At 37.8% G+C, this 17478-nt stretch carries 20 protein-coding genes; 5 read left to right on the forward strand and 15 right to left on the reverse strand.

Annotated features, from left to right (window positions below; translation table 11 throughout):
* Nucleotides 1-55: 55 nt before the first annotated feature.
* The 3 genes from KC820_RS04160 to gpr form a co-directional block, all read right to left on the reverse strand.
* Nucleotides 56-346: a hypothetical protein gene (locus KC820_RS04160; RefSeq protein WP_144160364.1), complete on the reverse strand. Its 291-nt coding sequence runs from the start codon at nt 344-346 to the stop codon at nt 56-58.
* A 2-nt stretch (nt 347-348) separates the two neighbouring features.
* Nucleotides 349-1464, reverse strand: coding sequence for a stage II sporulation protein P (gene spoIIP / locus KC820_RS04165; protein WP_212368411.1), 1116 nt, complete (start codon nt 1462-1464; stop codon nt 349-351).
* Nucleotides 1465-1615: 151 nt separating this feature from the next.
* Nucleotides 1616-2704 (reverse strand): GPR endopeptidase, encoded by a 1089-nt coding sequence (gpr, locus tag KC820_RS04170; RefSeq protein WP_212368413.1) that lies wholly within the window; start codon nt 2702-2704, stop codon nt 1616-1618.
* A 162-nt stretch (nt 2705-2866) separates the two neighbouring features.
* Between gpr and rpsT the strand changes: the two genes are divergently transcribed.
* Entirely contained in the window at nt 2867-3133 is a 267-nt protein-coding gene (gene rpsT / locus KC820_RS04175) for a 30S ribosomal protein S20 (RefSeq protein ID WP_212368416.1), read from the forward strand.
* A gap of 140 nt (nt 3134-3273) precedes the next feature.
* Here rpsT and holA read toward each other — a convergent pair whose 3' ends face one another.
* A complete protein-coding gene (gene holA, locus KC820_RS04180; protein WP_212368418.1) occupies nt 3274-4305 on the reverse strand; it encodes a DNA polymerase III subunit delta in 1032 nt (343 codons plus the stop codon).
* A gap of 298 nt (nt 4306-4603) precedes the next feature.
* On the opposite strand from holA, the gene KC820_RS04185 reads away from it, so the two are divergent.
* Nucleotides 4604-4738, forward strand: coding sequence for a YqzM family protein (locus tag KC820_RS04185; RefSeq protein ID WP_144087524.1), 135 nt, complete (start codon nt 4604-4606; stop codon nt 4736-4738).
* 51 nt (nt 4739-4789) lie between these two features.
* On the opposite strand, the gene KC820_RS04190 is transcribed toward KC820_RS04185, so the two are convergent.
* From KC820_RS04190 to KC820_RS04200, 3 genes are all read right to left on the reverse strand, one after another.
* Nucleotides 4790-7030 carry a DNA internalization-related competence protein ComEC/Rec2 gene (locus KC820_RS04190; protein ID WP_336511015.1) on the reverse strand — a complete coding sequence of 747 codons (2241 nt, stop codon included), beginning with the start codon at nt 7028-7030 and terminating at the stop codon, nt 4790-4792.
* A 12-nt stretch (nt 7031-7042) separates the two neighbouring features.
* A complete protein-coding gene (locus KC820_RS04195) occupies nt 7043-7612 on the reverse strand; it encodes a ComE operon protein 2 (RefSeq protein WP_212368423.1) in 570 nt (189 codons plus the stop codon).
* A gap of 61 nt (nt 7613-7673) precedes the next feature.
* Nucleotides 7674-8267: a helix-hairpin-helix domain-containing protein gene (locus KC820_RS04200; RefSeq protein WP_212368426.1), complete on the reverse strand. Its 594-nt coding sequence runs from the start codon at nt 8265-8267 to the stop codon at nt 7674-7676.
* Between the two features lie 55 nt (nt 8268-8322).
* Here KC820_RS04200 and comER point away from each other — a divergent pair, with 55 nt between their 5' ends.
* On the forward strand, nt 8323-9165 hold the full coding sequence (comER, locus tag KC820_RS04205; RefSeq protein WP_212368429.1) for a late competence protein ComER: 843 nt from the start codon (nt 8323-8325) through the stop codon (nt 9163-9165).
* Between the two features lie 51 nt (nt 9166-9216).
* On the opposite strand, the gene KC820_RS04210 is transcribed toward comER, so the two are convergent.
* The 8 genes from KC820_RS04210 to KC820_RS04245 are packed head-to-tail and all read right to left on the reverse strand — an operon-like array spanning nt 9217 to nt 14223.
* Entirely contained in the window at nt 9217-9936 is a 720-nt protein-coding gene (locus tag KC820_RS04210; protein ID WP_212368431.1) for a class I SAM-dependent DNA methyltransferase, read from the reverse strand.
* A gap of 29 nt (nt 9937-9965) precedes the next feature.
* Entirely contained in the window at nt 9966-10310 is a 345-nt protein-coding gene (rsfS, locus tag KC820_RS04215; RefSeq protein ID WP_144087530.1) for a ribosome silencing factor, read from the reverse strand.
* A gap of 11 nt (nt 10311-10321) precedes the next feature.
* A complete protein-coding gene (yqeK, locus tag KC820_RS04220; protein ID WP_212368434.1) occupies nt 10322-10882 on the reverse strand; it encodes a bis(5'-nucleosyl)-tetraphosphatase (symmetrical) YqeK in 561 nt (186 codons plus the stop codon).
* Nucleotides 10872-11477 (reverse strand): nicotinate-nucleotide adenylyltransferase, encoded by a 606-nt coding sequence (locus KC820_RS04225; RefSeq protein ID WP_336511016.1) that lies wholly within the window; start codon nt 11475-11477, stop codon nt 10872-10874. Before KC820_RS04225 ends, yqeK begins: the two co-directional genes overlap by 11 nt.
* 1 nt (nt 11478) lies before the next feature.
* Entirely contained in the window at nt 11479-11769 is a 291-nt protein-coding gene (gene yhbY, locus KC820_RS04230) for a ribosome assembly RNA-binding protein YhbY (protein WP_212368437.1), read from the reverse strand.
* A 4-nt stretch (nt 11770-11773) separates the two neighbouring features.
* A complete protein-coding gene (gene aroE, locus KC820_RS04235) occupies nt 11774-12616 on the reverse strand; it encodes a shikimate dehydrogenase (RefSeq protein ID WP_336511017.1) in 843 nt (280 codons plus the stop codon).
* On the reverse strand, nt 12600-13706 hold the full coding sequence (gene yqeH, locus KC820_RS04240; RefSeq protein ID WP_212368440.1) for a ribosome biogenesis GTPase YqeH: 1107 nt from the start codon (nt 13704-13706) through the stop codon (nt 12600-12602). Before yqeH ends, aroE begins: the two co-directional genes overlap by 17 nt.
* A gap of 1 nt (nt 13707) precedes the next feature.
* Complete coding sequence (locus tag KC820_RS04245) at nt 13708-14223, reverse strand: YqeG family HAD IIIA-type phosphatase (RefSeq protein WP_212368442.1); 516 nt, start codon at nt 14221-14223, stop codon at nt 13708-13710.
* A gap of 634 nt (nt 14224-14857) precedes the next feature.
* On the opposite strand from KC820_RS04245, the gene sda reads away from it, so the two are divergent.
* Together sda and KC820_RS04255 are read left to right on the forward strand one after the other, a co-directional pair.
* Nucleotides 14858-14998 (forward strand): sporulation histidine kinase inhibitor Sda, encoded by a 141-nt coding sequence (sda, locus tag KC820_RS04250; RefSeq protein WP_212368444.1) that lies wholly within the window; start codon nt 14858-14860, stop codon nt 14996-14998.
* A 145-nt stretch (nt 14999-15143) separates the two neighbouring features.
* Nucleotides 15144-17477, forward strand: a complete 2334-nt coding sequence (locus KC820_RS04255) for a Na+/H+ antiporter subunit A (RefSeq protein ID WP_212368446.1) — start codon at nt 15144-15146, stop codon at nt 17475-17477.
* Nucleotide 17478 lies beyond the last annotated feature (1 nt).

The raw sequence follows: 17478 nt of genomic DNA on the forward strand, positions 1-17478 counted from the left end.
AAAATACGCTAGCTTGATTATAGCAATACAATCGACAACATTCAATTGATTTTCGTTACCAGAATAGCAAAGAAAATCGATGAAGGAATTCGAACAGGAATGAGAACAAGCTTTTTAGTCCTGTTTCCAAAAAGCTAGCAATCATGAATAGCTCGCTTCCTTTAGGCTTCTCATTTAATTGCTTCGTATGTTTTACTTCAAACGATTCAACACCCTGTTCTTTCTTGTCCAGTTCCGTTTCATTCGCTATAACTTCTGTTGTAGTAGGTTCGGCGTGCTTTCCGAAAGACACACCGACCTGAAAGATAAAGAACAAAACAATGAGAATACCTAAAAGTCTTAACATGATTACACCTCTTCCGCCGTTTTATTGAAATAATAATCTGCAAAAATTTCACTGAAGTACTTAATGGTTAAATAAAGTTCTTCAAATGTATTTTCATACCCACCAACCTCAAGAACAATCGAGTTCTCTGCTAAATCTTGGTTATAGACTCCGTTAACCCCAGATCCTCTTTTCACTTCCACACCCCGACTTAACGTTGGATATTTTTCTTCAATCCGTTCGTGAAGCTCTGCTGCGAATGCTAAGTTTTTCTCATAATTCTCATGTTCGCCACCGATGACAAACATTATCTTCGCGGCCTTTTGACCGTTAATTTCTGTCGTTGTTATATTCCTTGGCTGCGCATCACGATGGATATCGATCATAAAACTTAAATCTTCATTGTTTGCTTGCGCTTGTTGAACCACTCTTCGTGCATAATCATATGACTGGTGATAAACCATTCCTTCTTTTTTCAGTTCATTCCAAATATCCGTTTCATCCACAAACGATTCAATTTGCTGATTCTTTAAGTGTTCACTCATTTTTTTGGAAAGCTTCATAACGTTCTCCGTCTGATGGAAGGCTTCATCTGGAACTCGACCTTCTGATAGTTCAGGTAAAAAAGACTCTCTATTATGGGAGGTATAAAGGAAAACTGACTCACCGGTATATGTTTGATCTGGTTTACTGTCCTCAACAATCTCTTCATCTTCAAACAATTCATCTGGTGGAGCTGACTCAATCGACGTCGTAAAGTGGTTCGTTCCACTTCCGCGAATCGCAATCGTACTGTTGTTAATAGAAAAGTTCGGTAGCTCATGTCCAAACAACAAGCGAATGTCTTGATACGGCAAACTAGTTACCATTGGCAATAATACGGATGATAATGACAGTTGCTCTTCCGATGAAACAATGCCATCCATAATCGGTTGGTCAATCGTTAATAAATGACTGAGTGAAACAGCATCAATGTCAGCTAACCATTCATCCATAAATGAATCTTGTCCGTTTGGAATTGGTCTGATCGTAAATGCTGGAATTAATAGCCATAAGACAATAAACAAGACAATAAATAAGACAAATGGATTTTTCATTTTCTTTTTAATGTTTTTGGAGTTGAAGAATATTGGATTCATGTTTTATTTCAACCTCTCTAGTAAAGTTCTATTAAAACTCTATTCGAGAGATTCAGATGATAGAACGTCGAATCAACGAAAAATAAAAACCCCTGTTAGGACCTATTTCAAAACGTCCATTACAGGGGTTCAAGAATTGTATGGCTTTACTTTATAAATAATCGTTAGCATTCTGTTCATCGATGGATGCATGAAGTCCTTGATTCAGTCCATTGGCGATAACCATACTCAATTCCTCAATTACTTCGTCGACTTCTTTTGGGGTAACCATTAAATTATGACCGATTGGATGGAGTACTTCTTGAATCAGTTGGCGTTTCTCCTCCTCGCCTAAAGCGCCGATCACTCCCATGAATTTCTTTCTTGTTTCCTCATCTGGTAAGTCTTCTGGTTTTAAAAGCTTTCGCTTACCGAATGACATTCCCGCAGGTGTCAACGCTTTGCTTGCTCGACCTTGCTCAGAGATTTCCCGACCAAAATGCTTGAGCATATAATCAATCGTGTCACTCGTAATTGTGACAGCATCAACTACTGTCGGTACACCTATTGAAAATACAGGAACATTCAAAGTAGCTTCACTAACTTCTTTTCGATTATTACCTACCCCGGAGCCCGGATGTATTCCTGTATCAGACATTTGGATTGTAGCATTCACGCGGTTGATACTCCTTGCAGCAAGGGCGTCAATAACAATAATGAAATCAGGCTTAGACTGTTTTGTAACACCGAAAATCATATCACTCGTCTCAATTCCGGTCATTCCCATTACACCTGGGGTAAAAGCTGCTATCGGACGGACACCTTTTTCAACCGAATCGGGATGTAGCTTGAACAGATGGGCATTCACGTATGTTTTATTGACCGTTCTTGGTCCTAAAGCGTCTGGTGTTATATATTCATTTCCGAGACCGACAATTAAACAACGTGCATCATTTGGGATTTCATGCTTTTGAATCAATCGGCTTAGCTCTTTAGCCATCATCGTGCTTATTTGGTTCATAAAGTCGGATTTTAATTCCCGCAACTTTTGAGATTCCAACGTGACATATTCTCCCGGACTTTTGCCTACACGTTTACTGCCTTCTTCATCAATTTCAACACGTGTTAATTTGACATCGTCTGCTTGAAATTCTCGAATAATGATTCCATCAAGCTCGTGTTCTTTTTCTGGATTTTTCTCAACAAACATCTCTTTTGCTTCAACCGCTAAATCTGTACGTAATCTGTATTCATTTTCCATATAAAACCCTCCGATCTCTGTTTCTTAGTCTGTTCTAAACTTCCTATTTTAATCGCAAGCGTTTTCATCTTAGAAGTAATTTATTGAAATTTCCGCAAACCTTTGTTACAATATTTTTTGTCCAAGATATTGCTTGGACAATTCATCAGGAGGTGAATGAACATGGCGAACACTAAAAGCTCAACTAAAAGAATCCGAGTTAATAATGAAAAACGTACAGGTAACCAGACAATCAAATCTGATATGCGTAGCTCTATGCGTGAGGTAGAAAATCATGTACGTAACAACAATGCTGATGAAGCAAAAGAATCTTTAGTAACAGCGGTAAAGAAAATCGACAAAGCGCAACAAAGAGGAATTATTCATAAAAACAACGCGAGCCGTAAAAAGCGTACACTTATGAAAAAAGTGAATGAAATAACTTCATAAGTGAAAAAACGATGGTGAATTTCACGCTAAAGTGATTGCTTTTCCATCAAAAAAAGAGCTGGTCTTCAAGCATTACTCGAGTGCTTGGACATCAGCTCTTTTTATGTGCGATTTTTTATTTTTGTTCTATCGATTTCCCTCTAAGCTGGCTCACCAATCAGTCTTCCGGCTCTTTCTATAAACATCTCTAATGCTAACCACTTATCCTTTTCGCCCGTTTTCATCTGTTCATCACACTTCGCCGCTTCAATGATCATTTGTTTCAATTGCTCTTCTGTAAATCTTCTTTCTCTTTTGAGTGCCATCTTGACAGCGTATGGATGGACTTTCAGCTGTTTTGCCATTTGTTGCTGTTGATAATTCGATTTTTTTAATAATTTGCATTGTAAAATCAAACGAATTTGAGATGCGACGAGTGCCAACAATGCAATCGGCTCCTCATTTCGTTTACGAAATTCTTTTAATGCCGAGAGTGAATGACCTAAGTTGTTATCTGTCAATGCATCAATTAACGTAAACGTACTTGTTTCGGCATGAGTGGAAACAAGCGACTTTGCTTGTTCATAACTAATGTCTCCATTCGTCGCATATAAAGCGATTTTCTCTAACTCATGATCTAAAGCTTCGATATGCTCACCGACTCTTTCAATCAGTAAATCAATTACTTCGTTGGATAACTGTAGACCACGGGAGGCTGCCATTGGTTGAATCGTACTTTTCATGTCATATAAATTCGGTGGTGTACAGTCAATGACCATACTATTTTCTTTAACGATTTTAGTGATTTTTTTTCGTTGATCCAGTTTAGGATAAGGTGCAATGATGATCACTGTCGTAAAATCGACGGGATGCTGGATAAACTCAGTCAGTACGTCAATCTGGTGGTCAACATCCCCTCTATGTACTTGGCCAGTCAAAAAATGTGCTCGGTTAATGATGACGATTTTATGATCACTGAAAAAAGGAAATGTCTCTGCGTCATGAATAGCTTCTTGAATCGGAGTTGTTTCCATATCATAAAGCTGAAAATCAGCATTTTCATCAATATTATTCAGCGATTGAACAATCTTCTCCCGAACCTTTTGAATATAAAAAGTTTCTTCTCCATATAATAAAAAAACATTATGTTTAAAATTATTCTCTTTTACGTTCAAAAATTCCTTTGCATGCATGTAATTTCATCTCCTCCTTTTTAATCGTATAACGGATTGTCCTTATTGACAATGCAAAAAATATGGAGGGTGCCATATACAGACACCCTCGAATCTATATAAACGCCAAAAAGACAAAATCCCGGGCCGTTTTTGTCTTTGGCGGCGTTTGGTGTTATACTTATTGTGTGTATTGTTGGCAGGAATATAGCTGACAACTCTTAGCAATCATTTGTTAAAATTTTATGGATTTTATTAAAAGGACTAGACGATAACTTCAGTCTACCAGTATACTGTATATGAAACGGGAGGGATGAACGTGAACGAATTCGAACAAGAAGTACAATCAAAAAACAATGATGTCGTTGATTCAATTAAAGGCTTTGGTTTTTCTTTCTTATTCTTTTTCATTATTTTCTTCATTGGAACAGTCTTTCAGGTGATTGGTTCGTAATTAAAATAATTGGTTCAAAGAGGCTGATTCATTCAGCCTCTTTTTTCTATTCTATGGAGTAAATAGGTAAAATGTGCTTTGTCCATTTTTATAATTCATTTCAACAGCCCCATGGATATCTGTCCGCCAAATTCGGATATTCCGCTCCTCCAATCGTTGAATCACCTCCTCCGATGGATGGTTAAAGGCATTTTCTTCTCCGACAGATATAAAAGCATCTTTCACCTCCCCCTCTACTTCTGTTATGAAAGCCTCACCCGTAGAAGTTTTACTTCCATGATGGGCAACCTTCAATAAATCAATTGGTGGTAAGTTTGCTTGAAGAATTTGTTTCTCCCCTGGTTTTTCTACATCACCGGTAAACAACGCCCGATGCCCATCTACTTCTAAAATAAACACTAACGAATGATTATTTTCACTACCAGATAATTGGTCTGTTTCAGGCGCAATTACTTCAATGCTTCCGCCTCCGAATTGTAGGTGATGACCTTTCCTTAAAAGAATGGGTTCATAACGATCGCCAAAATAGCGTTTAACTGGTTCGATATCCTTTCTTGCTGCAATATACAATCCTTTCGTTTTAAATGTGTCCATGATTTCTCTTCCGCCTGCAACGTGATCGTAGTCAAAATGGCTAATAAACAAAGCATCGAGCTCAGAAATTCCTTTTGACCATAAAAAAGGTTGAATAACATTCTTCATATTTCTATTTGGCCGATCCAAATGAGAATAAGCTACCTCTTCTCCTGCATCCACCATTAAAACAGCTGACCTGTATGGCAATTCAATGACGAATGAATCACCTTGACCGACATCAAGCATAGTAATCCGATACGTACTATCCAAATATGGCAATGCTTGCTGCACCCACCAACACGTAATTAACATAACCGAAAATGCTGCAGCTAACTTTTTATTACCATCATTCCATAAATTCATCACACTAAGAAATAGTACATAATAAATAAAAATTATTACAATCGAGGGTTTGCCAACAATCCATTGAGCAAAAGAAAATTGTTCAAGTCCAACGAATGCGTCCATCATTGGCTGGTTGATCCATATGAAAACCTTTTCCATTAAAAGAGCAAGTGAAGGCGATAAATAGTGTAACAACAAAAGAGTAATCAATAGTGGTAGCATAAACAGCGTAAAATATGGGACAAACAATAAGTTGAGGAGAAAGGATAAAACATTTGTGTAGTAAAAGTGATAAAACTGAAGTGGCAATAGTGCGAGTTGGCTAATGAGACTAATTTTTATCGAAATCCACAACCAACCGTCTGTTGTAATCAACCGCTTCGATAAAATTAAACTACTGGTCACGAGGAAGGAGAACTGAAAAGAGAGCTGATAAAACAGATAGGGGTCGAATATCAACGAAGCAATATAAACAATCGATAAAACATCCAGTAATTTTAGAGCTAATTTCAACTTCGTAATCAAAATGACCAATACGGCCATCATGCCTGCACGAATGACAGAAGGTTGAGCTCCAGCAAGTAAGATATAAACTGGGATTGTAACAAGCATTACATTCATAACGGATTCTTTCGAAATGCGGAATCCAAAATACAACACAGCATACAACAAGCTCAATAGTAAACCAACATGTAATCCACTGATCGCAAGTAAATGTGACAGATTCCAAAATTGAAAGCTTTCGATGAGCTGATCATCTAAGCTAGATCGTTCGCCAAACAGTAGAGCTTTCATCCATGCGGCGGTATTCGATGAAAAAATGCCATCAATTCTGCCGAGCAGACGGTCTCGATATTCATAAAGTGGTGAAACAAACGATGAACCGACACACTCATCAATTGTTGCATCATATACAGTCCCACTAATGCCTTGATTGCGTAAAAATAAAGCATAATCAAACTGACCCGGGTTCGTTGCTTTTTTATCCTGTTCGATCGATAACTCTGCTTTGCACACAGCACCGAGTTTAATATCTGTTCGCTTATGTGTGGGTTGTCGAACAAGAACGTTATGTTGATCAGCTAACTCAACTTCAAACTCTGTATAGAATTCTTTCGTAACAGGATGACTTTTAATAATGATTGATCCTGTGTATTGATCTGGAATAATACTTTCAGACAATGGGGTTCCTGTAGGCGAGAGGTATAAAGAGAGGATAAAAAGAAGTAGGGATACTCCTAAAAACCATTTATGGTTGAACCAAAAGCGTAGGAGTGACAATAGCAGTACTCCTACCAAACAAAGGCTCACTTCGATTGGCAAGTATCCCAAAGTAAAGATGATTGCGGTTAAATAGAAATTACCTTTCACTTCGACCTCAATTTATTCGACGTGCATAAATAGGTCATTGATTTGTTCTCGGTAATGACGTAATTTTTCCTCTTCGACTCCCTGCGCTTCCAACTCTTGAATGAGCTTTGTCATTAAAGTAATTTTTTCTTTTGTACCAGTGTCAATATGTAAATAATCCAATTCGACCTTTTCATATTCAACACCCGCAGCTTCTAGTAATTCAATCGCATATGGATGGTTCCGATAATCTTCTGCATAATAAATTTTACTAATTCCACTTTGAATGATTGTCTTGCAACAATTTAAACATGGAAAGTGGGTGACGTATATTTCAGCTCCTTCTGTCGGCACACCGAATTTGGCACATTGTAAAATCGCATTGATTTCAGCATGAATTGTTCGCACACAATGCCCGTCAACAACCTTACATCCAACTTCAATACAGTGATCGCCACCAGATACGCTCCCATTGTATCCACCTGCGATGACTCGTTTTTCACGCACGATAGTCGCACCAACCGATAATCGCTCACACGTACTTCGTAAAGCCAATAAATGACTTTGCGACATAAAATATTGATCCCAAGAAATTCGCTCCATTGGTTACGTTCCTCCTAAGCACTCCAAATAATTTATTTCTCTTTAGTATATCACGTCAACACTATGGGACAATGACCATATCTCTAAATCGTTCGAGCGTTTTTTCTCCTATTCCTGATATTTGCAATAAATCTTCAACAGATTGAAATTTACCATTTGTTTCACGGTATTCAATAATACTCTTCGCTTTCTGTTCACCGATACCCGGTAATGTCATGATTTCATTTAATTCAGCAGTATTAATCCTTACTTTTCCTTCCTCAGCCATTACACGTTGAGAAGAATAAGTACCTTCACCTTCCTCTCCTTTCATAGGTACATAAATAACCATTTCATCGTGAACTAAGGCAGCCATATTGACCATCAGCTCATCGGCGTCCTCTACAAAACCACCTGCTATTTGGATCGCATCCTTGACACGGTCGCCTTCTGTTAATTGGTACACACCTGGCTTTTGTACCATCCCTTTAATATCCACCCATAGTATTGCGGATTCGATAGTTTTATCCATCGACTCTAAGTTCTCCTGGACTACCTCAACAGGTTCCTCAACGATCACTGAAGCCGTTTCTCGGTTTTGCTGGAAAAAGAGTAACGCAATGAATAAAAGTAAAAAGATGAGTGCATAAATCAACCATTTTTTTTGAATAATCATGTTCAAGACCTTCTTTCATATATTAATTTAGGGATACCTTTAAGGAGGTTATGAAATGAATTGGGGAATTATCGGAACAGGCAATATGGGGAAAGTTCTCTTGCATTCATTTACTACTAGTCATGCTGTGGAGGAAGAGAACCTTTACCTTTATAATCGTACATTGATGAAGGCATATGAGTTGTTAAATCAATATCCAAATGTCCATGTCGAACGAAGCTTAACGAACATGGCCAATAAATGTGATGTGCTATTGCTATGTGCTAAACCGAAAGAAATCCTAGAGATTTCAAAAAAACTTCAGCCTCACATTAAAAAAGAACAGTTGGTTATATCAATTACGAGTTCAATCTCAACTGATCATCTAGATCAAATTCTTCCTTGTAAAACAGCACGAATGATTCCAAGTATTACAAACCAATCGTTAACTGGAGCTACATTACTTACATTTGGGAAACGAACGAATATGATGGATCAACAAATGATTAAGCAAACGTGTAAACTATTCTCAGAGCCTTTCGAAGTCAAAGATGACAACGTCCGTGCCGCTTCTGATATCGTCTCCTGTGGTCCGGCTTTTTTAAGTTATGTATTAGAAGATATGATTCAGTCCGTTGAACAAGAAACATCACTCAAAAGAGAAGAAGCAGTAAACTTTGTAGAAACAATGGTAATTGGATTTGGTCGTTTACTAGAGGAAAAACATTTTTCTCTTGAAACGTTACGTGAAAAAGTAATGGTGAAAGGTGGGATTACGGGAGTGGGCATGGAAGCGTTGGAAAAAGAGATACACAACAGTTTCAATCAAGTATTTAAAAATACACATCAAAAATTCTCTGCGGAAAAAGAAATGGTGGAGGCATTGATTCTCGAGGCGAAAATGAATTTTAGTGGATAATTCTATTGTAGCCAAGACATAGAAAAAAGCAACAAATGAATGTTGCTTTTTTCACTGAGCTTCACAAACAAAGAACAAGCGATCTCCTTCTTCACTTTCCTCGAAAAAGTTGAAGTCGGCATAGACGCGAACATTCGAAAAGCCTACTTGCTCAAGCCATTGTTTATATTGATGAACTAAAAAAGTGCGTTGTGTGTGTTCTTCATCAAATCGTTTATACCGCCCGTCATTTTCTGCTACGAAAAACGTGAGGTCGTAATGGACCTCCCCTTTTTCTTGACCTGGTAGGCAAAACCAAACATAACTCAGTTCATCAGTTATATACGAATAGATTTCATCTGCAATCAATTGGTTCATATGTTTAAGACTATGAACATCAAAAAGAAACGTCCCGCCTGGCTTCAAGTGATTTTTAATTCGTTGAAAGGATTCCTTCACTTGATTTTGATCAGTTATATAGTTTAAAACATCTAAAAAGCTAACAATGACATCAAATTGTTCATCGAGTGATAATTGAACTAAATTTGCTTGCTCAAACATAACGGAACTCGTTTCTGGTTTTTTATTATTTGCTTGTTCAATCATTTCTTCAGATAAATCGATACCAACGACTTTTCCTGCGGTTGACTCCAAGCGAAATGACATCTCGCCAGTTCCACAACCGAGATCTAACACCGATGGATTAGAGTGATTTATCGTGAATGTTTCATAAAAATCAACCCATTGGTGATACGGTACCTCTGCCATGAAGTAATCATAAATTTTTGCCATTTGATTGTACATGAAGATTGCGCCCTTTCTTAAATAGGCAAGTCAACTTTTGATGCATCGCCCCACAATTTTTCCAAGTTATAATAGGCTCTTTCTTCTTTATGGAAAATATGGACAACGACATCTTCTAGATCAACAAGCACCCACCTTGCTTGGTCTTTACCTTCTATTCTTTTCACTTCTTTACCTTGTTCTTCTACTGCATCTTTAATGGACTTGCTAATTGCATCCACTTGACGTTCAGTGTTTCCAGAACAAATTAAAAAGTAATCAGCAATTAAAGATACTTCCTTCATATCGAGTGCGACAATCTCTTGACCGCTTTTATCGTCACATGCCTTTGCCGCGATTTCAAGTAGTTGTTTACTGTCCAAATAAAACCCTCCTAATTTTTAGTTAATTCATTATATGCATGAAATGTATCGGGGTAAATCAATTGTTGTTTACTCATTAGAAAACGAATCGTTTCCTGAAGAGTATACCGACAAGCCTCATTCAAGTCTTGAGTAGCTAATTCTCTTGCTTTGTAGACGGCTGGAAAGTCTCTTCCTGGTTCAATATAGTCTGCTAAGAAAACAATTTTCTCTTCAAGTGACATTCCAGCACGCCCTGTTGTATGATAACAAATTGCATGAAGGATATTTTTTTCTGTTATATTAAATTGACGTCGGATGAGTTCAGCGCCGGCTGGACCATGTAACAGTTCTTCATTAAACATCAATAAATCTTTAGGTAGATGGTCAGATGACTCAATAATTTCACTGAGATGTGTTTGATCAAATTCTTTCGCGTAATCATGCAGTGCAGCAGCAATGCCGACATGTTCTTCATTAGCATTATATAGCTTCGCTAAGCGCAGTGCTTCTTCAGTTACTCGCTCTACGTGTGCTTGACGTTTGTTGCTTAATACTTTTTTTGATTCCGCTAACGCCGATTCAACGTTCATAAAGATGATTCTCCCTTATATACCGTTCTACTTTTTCGTCCAAGCCTTCAATTGGTTCATTATTTTTCAATCCTTCTCGGATACTCGTCGATGAGTAAGGTAAATCAGGAATTTCAACCATTTGAATTTGCTCTGGTATGTCATATGAATAACCTTTTCTCCTTACTCCAACGAATTGAACTAAACGTTTCAATTCTTCGATTTTATACCAATTAGGTAAATATGCAATTTGATCGCCGCCGATAATAAAATAAAACTGTACTTCTGGGTGACGTTTTTGTAGTGCTTTCACCGTATCAATCGTGTAAGAACGGCCTTCTCGATTAAACTCAATCGTCGAAATATAAAGACCTTCCTCACCAGCAATCAATCGTTCTAGCATACGTAATCGGTCATTCGGTGATGCTGTTGCATTGTCTTTATGAGGCGGTTCGTACGTCGGAATAAACCAAACTTCATCCAATTCCAGTTTTTCTCTTACTGCTTTTCCGATCTCATAATGTCCCAAATGTGGCGGATCAAATGTGCCACCAAACAATCCTACTTTCATAAAATCACCTTTTACACCGACATAAAATATTAGTTGAGCCTTCACATTATGGTAATTGAATCTGTTTATTTTCTTCAGAAGGCTTGTATAAAACGATGATATTTCCAATCAGTTGTACTAATTCAGCACCCGTTCCTTGGACGATTTGTTGGGCAATCTCTTCTTTGTCCTCCAAAACGTTTTGCAAAATATTAACCTTAATCAATTCTCTTTTTTCAAGTACATCATTTAATTGTGCAATCATATTTTCATTGACACCTTGCTTGCCGACTTGGAAAATTGGCGATAAATGATGTGCTTCTTTACGTAAAAAACGTTTTTGTTTTCCTGTTAACATTCAATCACTCCTTCAGCGATTCCAGCAGTTTTTCGTTCGGGCGATGTCCTGTCCAAATCTCAAAGGATTTAGCCGCTTGGTAAATCAACATATCTATCCCAAACAATACGTAGACACCTTGCGCATTTGCTTGCTTAAGAAACTTCGTCCATTTCGGCTGGTAGACGATATCGCTGACAATAGCTGTTGGTTTGACACGATTCAATCGGATGACTTGTTCATCTATATTCGGTTGCATTCCAACGGTTGTCGTTTGAATAATCAAATCAAACGTTTCTAGATACCGTTCAGCCTCTTCCAAACTATATACGTGACTTTTTTTTAGTTTCTTAGCAAGTTCAAGCGCTCTTTCTTCCGTTCGGTTCGCTATATTAATGGTAGTATTTTCTAAACCATTCAGAGCAAGAGCGATCCCTTTAGCTGCTCCTCCTGCCCCGATGATCAAAATCTCTTTATTTGTATGGTCAAAAAAATCGGGTTTAAATTGCCTTAACGCTTCCATATAGCCTATTCCATCTGTATTGTAACCAACAAGCTCGCCATTCATCAATTTCACGGTATTCACGGCGTTCATTTCTTTTGCAAAAAAATCTAATCGATCTAAATGTGGAATAATGGCTTCTTTATAAGGTACGGTTACATTGAACCCTAACAATCCCTCTCGCTTCACCCACTCTGTAAAAGTACCCAATTCTATTTCTAATAACTCATACAATTCGTATGCGCCTCTCACATTAAACTCTTTCAGAAACTGTTTATGAAGTTCGGGTGATTTTGAATGTTTTATTGGATTTCCTATCAACCCTAGACGATACATATAATCATTCCTTTTAAATGATTGCTTCACGTATTATAACATTTACGCCTTCGGGTGCATACGCGTCTATTGTGATTTTGCCTGCCGGAATAGTAATCCATCCAAGACCAGAAACAACAACATCCATTTTCTTTTCGTGAATATGGAAGGTTTTTCGTTTTAAAGCTGGCCAATTCTCTAATGTTTCTTCACTCGGTGGAGATAGCATTTCACCTAGGTGATTTTCATATAATTCTTCCGCTTTCTCTGTCTTCGTTCGGTGAATGGACAATCGGTTTGAGAAGTAACAAATATAGCCGTATTTATCATCCGCTTCAGAAATGTCCAATCGAACCATTCCCCCGACGAATAATGTTTGTCCATCATTCAATTGAAAGACTCTCGGTTTCACTTCCTTTTTTGGAGTGATGATCTTCAAATCTTTCGCAGACATTAGATGGGCCATTTGGTGTTCATTAATAATTCCTGGAGTGTCAATCAAACTTGATTGTTCATCTAATGGGATTTCAATGAACCCAAGTGTTGTTCCAGGAAAATAGGATGTCGTAATAACATCTTTTTCACCGACCGATTGATGAATTAGATGATTGATGAAAGTCGATTTACCGACGTTTGTACAACCGACAACATAGACATCTTTACCTTTACGCAGTTGATCGAGTTGTATCGACGCTTCTTCAATGCCTGTTCCTTTGACAGAACTGACTAAAAAGACATCCTCGACAATTAACCCATACTCCTTAGCGACATTGCGCAACCAGAGCTTAACTTTGTTCAGATTTGTAGACTTTGGTAGCAAATCGACTTTATTACCGACTAAAACGATGGGATTGTTCCCAACAAAGCGCTTTAAACCCGGAATGAAGCTTCCGTGAACATCGAATAAATCAACAATGTTAACGACCACTGCATCTTGGTCACTAATATCATGAAGCATTTGGAGAAAGTCATCTGCATGCATATTCACATCTTGAACTTCATTATAATTTTTTAACCGAAAGCAACGCTGGCAAATCAATTGTTCTTGATTTAACGCAGATTCTGGTACATAACCAGGTTCTTGCTTATTTTCTGTCTGAATGGGTGCCCCACAACCTTGACAGTACAGTTGCTCATTCATATTAATCCTCCCAATTCAACTTACCTTTTCGTTTAAAATAATTCATGATTCTTCTTTCAATCATTCGATTAAATTTTGTAAAGAATCCATCAGATTCAACAACGGGTATAACAAGTATTGTGTAAAGACCCGCACGATTCCCCCCAAGAACATCTGTCAATAATTGATCGCCGATAACCACAATTTCTTCTTTTGGAAGATTCATCGTTTTTCTTGCCTGTCTGAAAGCTTTTTGTGTAGGTTTTTTAGCATTATGGATAAAGGGAATATTCAATGGGGTTGAAAACATTCCTACTCGATCTTCATTGTTATTAGAAATGATCGTTACTTGGAGACCGGCCTCTTTTAATGACTCGAACCACTCGATAATTTCCGGAGTGGCTTCAGGCTGATCCCAAGCAACCAACGTATTGTCTAAATCAGTAATAACCCCTTTTATTCCTCGCTCTTTTAAATAAGCAGGTGTTATCTCAAATACGTCTTTAACTTGATCACTTGGCAAAAATTCTGAAAGCATACTTACACCTCACCTAGATTCGCTAGTATTCATCATAAAGGAACCTATCACAATTGAAAAGCGTTTTTAATGGATAGCTTTGTTAAAGCCCGTTGTTGATATTGTGATCCGCTATCGGTGGACGCTTTCCGCGGGCACGGCTCGAGCCTCCTCGGCCTAAAAAATGGCCTGCGGGGTCTCGAGACTCGTGCTTTTCCCGCAGGAGTCGCCACCTTCGCTTCTCACAATTCAACAACTCAGTACTTCATCATTAGAAAATCAACACTGAGCTTTAACAAAGCCTAATGTATAGTTATTAGCCTGTCACTTTTTATGTATTTCATGTTTACATCATAGTTGTAACGGAAATAATAAGTAATACCATTTTTTAAAATAATAAATAATTTGAAAAAATGTTAAGAATCGTTCGACAAATTCATACATTTTTCTCTCTGTGGATAAATAAATCAACAAGATAAACCTTCATCCTTCAATATTTTCGAACCTCTTTAAGTTGATTGCTCACAACTTATGCACAAGTTACACACAAGTTATCCGAATTGTGTATTCTTCTTTTTAGTGATAGGATAAATCACGTGGAATAGAGATTCATGTAGAGATTTATGGGAGGTGCAAGCCTTTTAGGGCATTCACAATGGAACAATTATCAGATCATTTATTAATTGAATCTTACTTACGAGCTGTCAAACTAGAGTTGAATGATGACTTTATCGACTTAATTGAGCAAGAACTTGTCATTAGAGGGCTAGATGAAAAAATCAAGGAAATGTCATAATTAGCTTTTCTAACTATATATAACTAACACGTATAATCGTGTTAGTTTTTTTATTGGCTAATGGTTTACTCTTTTCAATTGTAATCAATAGCCATTATAATGTTACTATATTTGTATCTATATCTTTGAAAGGATGTCACCATTCATGATTTACGCAGTTTTTGCACCAATTCTATTTGCAATCGTCATTCCATTCCTCAGCAGGATGAAACATAAAATACATACTGGATGGCTCATCCTGCCTGTTCCGTTATTGGTTTTTATTTATTTTGTTTCATTCGTCGGGAGTGGTTTTGAAAGTCAAGTAAGCAACTATAGTTGGATACCTTCACTTGATATATCGCTTAGCTTTCACTTGGATGGGCTGAGTCTTTTATTTGCTCTATTGATCAGCGGGATTGGTTCGTTGGTCGTTTTATACTCCATCTATTATTTAGACAGAGAGGAACGACTCGGTCATTTTTATACATATTTGTATATTTTTATGACAGCCATGTTGGGGGTTGTCCTATCCGATAACGTGTTTGCCCTCTATGCTTTTTGGGAGTTCACGTCCCTCTCTTCGTTTCTTTTAATCGGTTATTGGCATTTTAAAGAGAGATCCCGTTATGGAGCAATTAAGTCTCTATTAATTACGGTCAGTGGTGGTTTTAGTTTATTAGCTGGATTAATTTCACTAACCATCGTTACCGGGACGACAAGTATACGTGAAATGGTTGGCCAACCGGATGTTATTTTGGAAAGTTCCTTTTTCCCTTTGATTTTAATCTTTTTATTGCTCGGTGCATTTACGAAATCCGCACAATTTCCTTTCCATATTTGGTTACCTGATGCGATGGAAGCGCCGACACCTGTCAGTGCATATTTGCACTCTGCAACAATGGTAAAAGCAGGTATATATTTAATGGCTCGTTTCTCAGCAATCTTCGGAGGTGAACCTAGCTTCTTCATGCTGTTGAGCCTATTTGGAATCATTACTTTGGTATGTGGTTCTTATATGGCCGTCAGGCAGACGGATCTAAAGGCGATTCTTGCTTATTCAACGATCAGTCAATTAGGTATGATTATGGCGATGTTAGGATTCGGCACAGATATCGCGATTTTTGCAGCTGTATTCCACATCTTAAACCACGCAACCTTTAAAGGTAGCTTGTTTATGATTGCTGGGATTGTCGACCATGAAACCGGTACAAGAGATATAAGAAAACTGGGTGGACTGATGACATTTATGCCAATGTCTGCCACACTAGCTCTATTTGGAACATTTTCGATGGCTGGCGTTCCATTGCCATTCTTAAATGGTTTCTATAGTAAAGAAATGTTTTTCGATGCATCGCTTCAGTTATCCGGGTATGCAGGTACATTTGTAGAAATAGTTGCAATCGTGCTTCCATATTTAGCGGTGATTGGCAGTATATTCACATTTGTTTATTCGATGTACTTATTCTTTGGAACATTTAGAGGAAAGTATAAAGAAGAGCAATTACCGGTTAAGCCGCATGAGGCACCTTTTATGATGCTATTATCACCCATCATTTTAGTTTCTGGCGTGATTATCATTGGGCTTTTCCCTAACCTATTCAATAATGGCTTATTGACTCATGCAGCGGATGCTGTCTTCGGTGATGAAGTGACAAAAGAAATTAGCTTTTGGCATGGATTCATCCCACCGCTGTACATGTCATTAACAGTAGTCATACTTGGAGCAATTCTTGTACTAACAAAAACAAAATGGGAAAGAGTTTACAATATTCTACCTGGAAACTTCTCTTTTAATCGGATTTATGATTGGGGAGTCAATCAGTTAGAAGCTTCCAGTAATCGAATCACATTCACTTATATGAATGGATCTTTACGTCTTTACATGGTTTTGTTATTGGCTTCTGTAACAGCCATTACCGGAACTGCTTTATTCATTAGTGATGGAATTAATTTCGAAGTATCGGATGTGGCTCCTGTCACCGTCCATGAGGTGCTCATTGCCATTGTCATGGCACTTGCAGCAATTGCAACCATCTTTGTGACCAACCGCCTTGCTGCGATCTTAGTTGTTGGTGTTGTCGGATATGGTCTAGCCATTTTATTTGTTCTTTACAGTGCACCAGATTTAGCACTGACACAACTGATTGTTGAGACCGTTACTGTTGCTCTGTTTTTACTTTGTTTCTATCACTTACCAAACTTGACCAAACGAACAGAGTCAATCGCCCATCGTGGTGTAAACATAATCATTTCAATCGGTTTCGGAGCATTGATGCTCGTCATGTCCATCAGTGCTTATAATAGTCAATTCTTTGATACGATTTCCGATTACTTTACAGAAAACTCCTATAAGCTAGGCGGAGGAGATAATATCGTCAACGTGATTTTGGTCGATTTCCGTGGCTTAGATACACTTTTTGAAGTATCTGTACTATTTGGAGCCGGACTCGCCATATACACATTAATTCGATTTAGAAAGAATAAGGGGGCGAAATAAT

The sequence above is a fragment of the Allobacillus saliphilus genome, from assembly GCF_018138385.1.
GTDB classification, from domain to species: domain Bacteria; phylum Bacillota; class Bacilli; order Bacillales; family Alkalibacillaceae; genus Allobacillus; species Allobacillus saliphilus.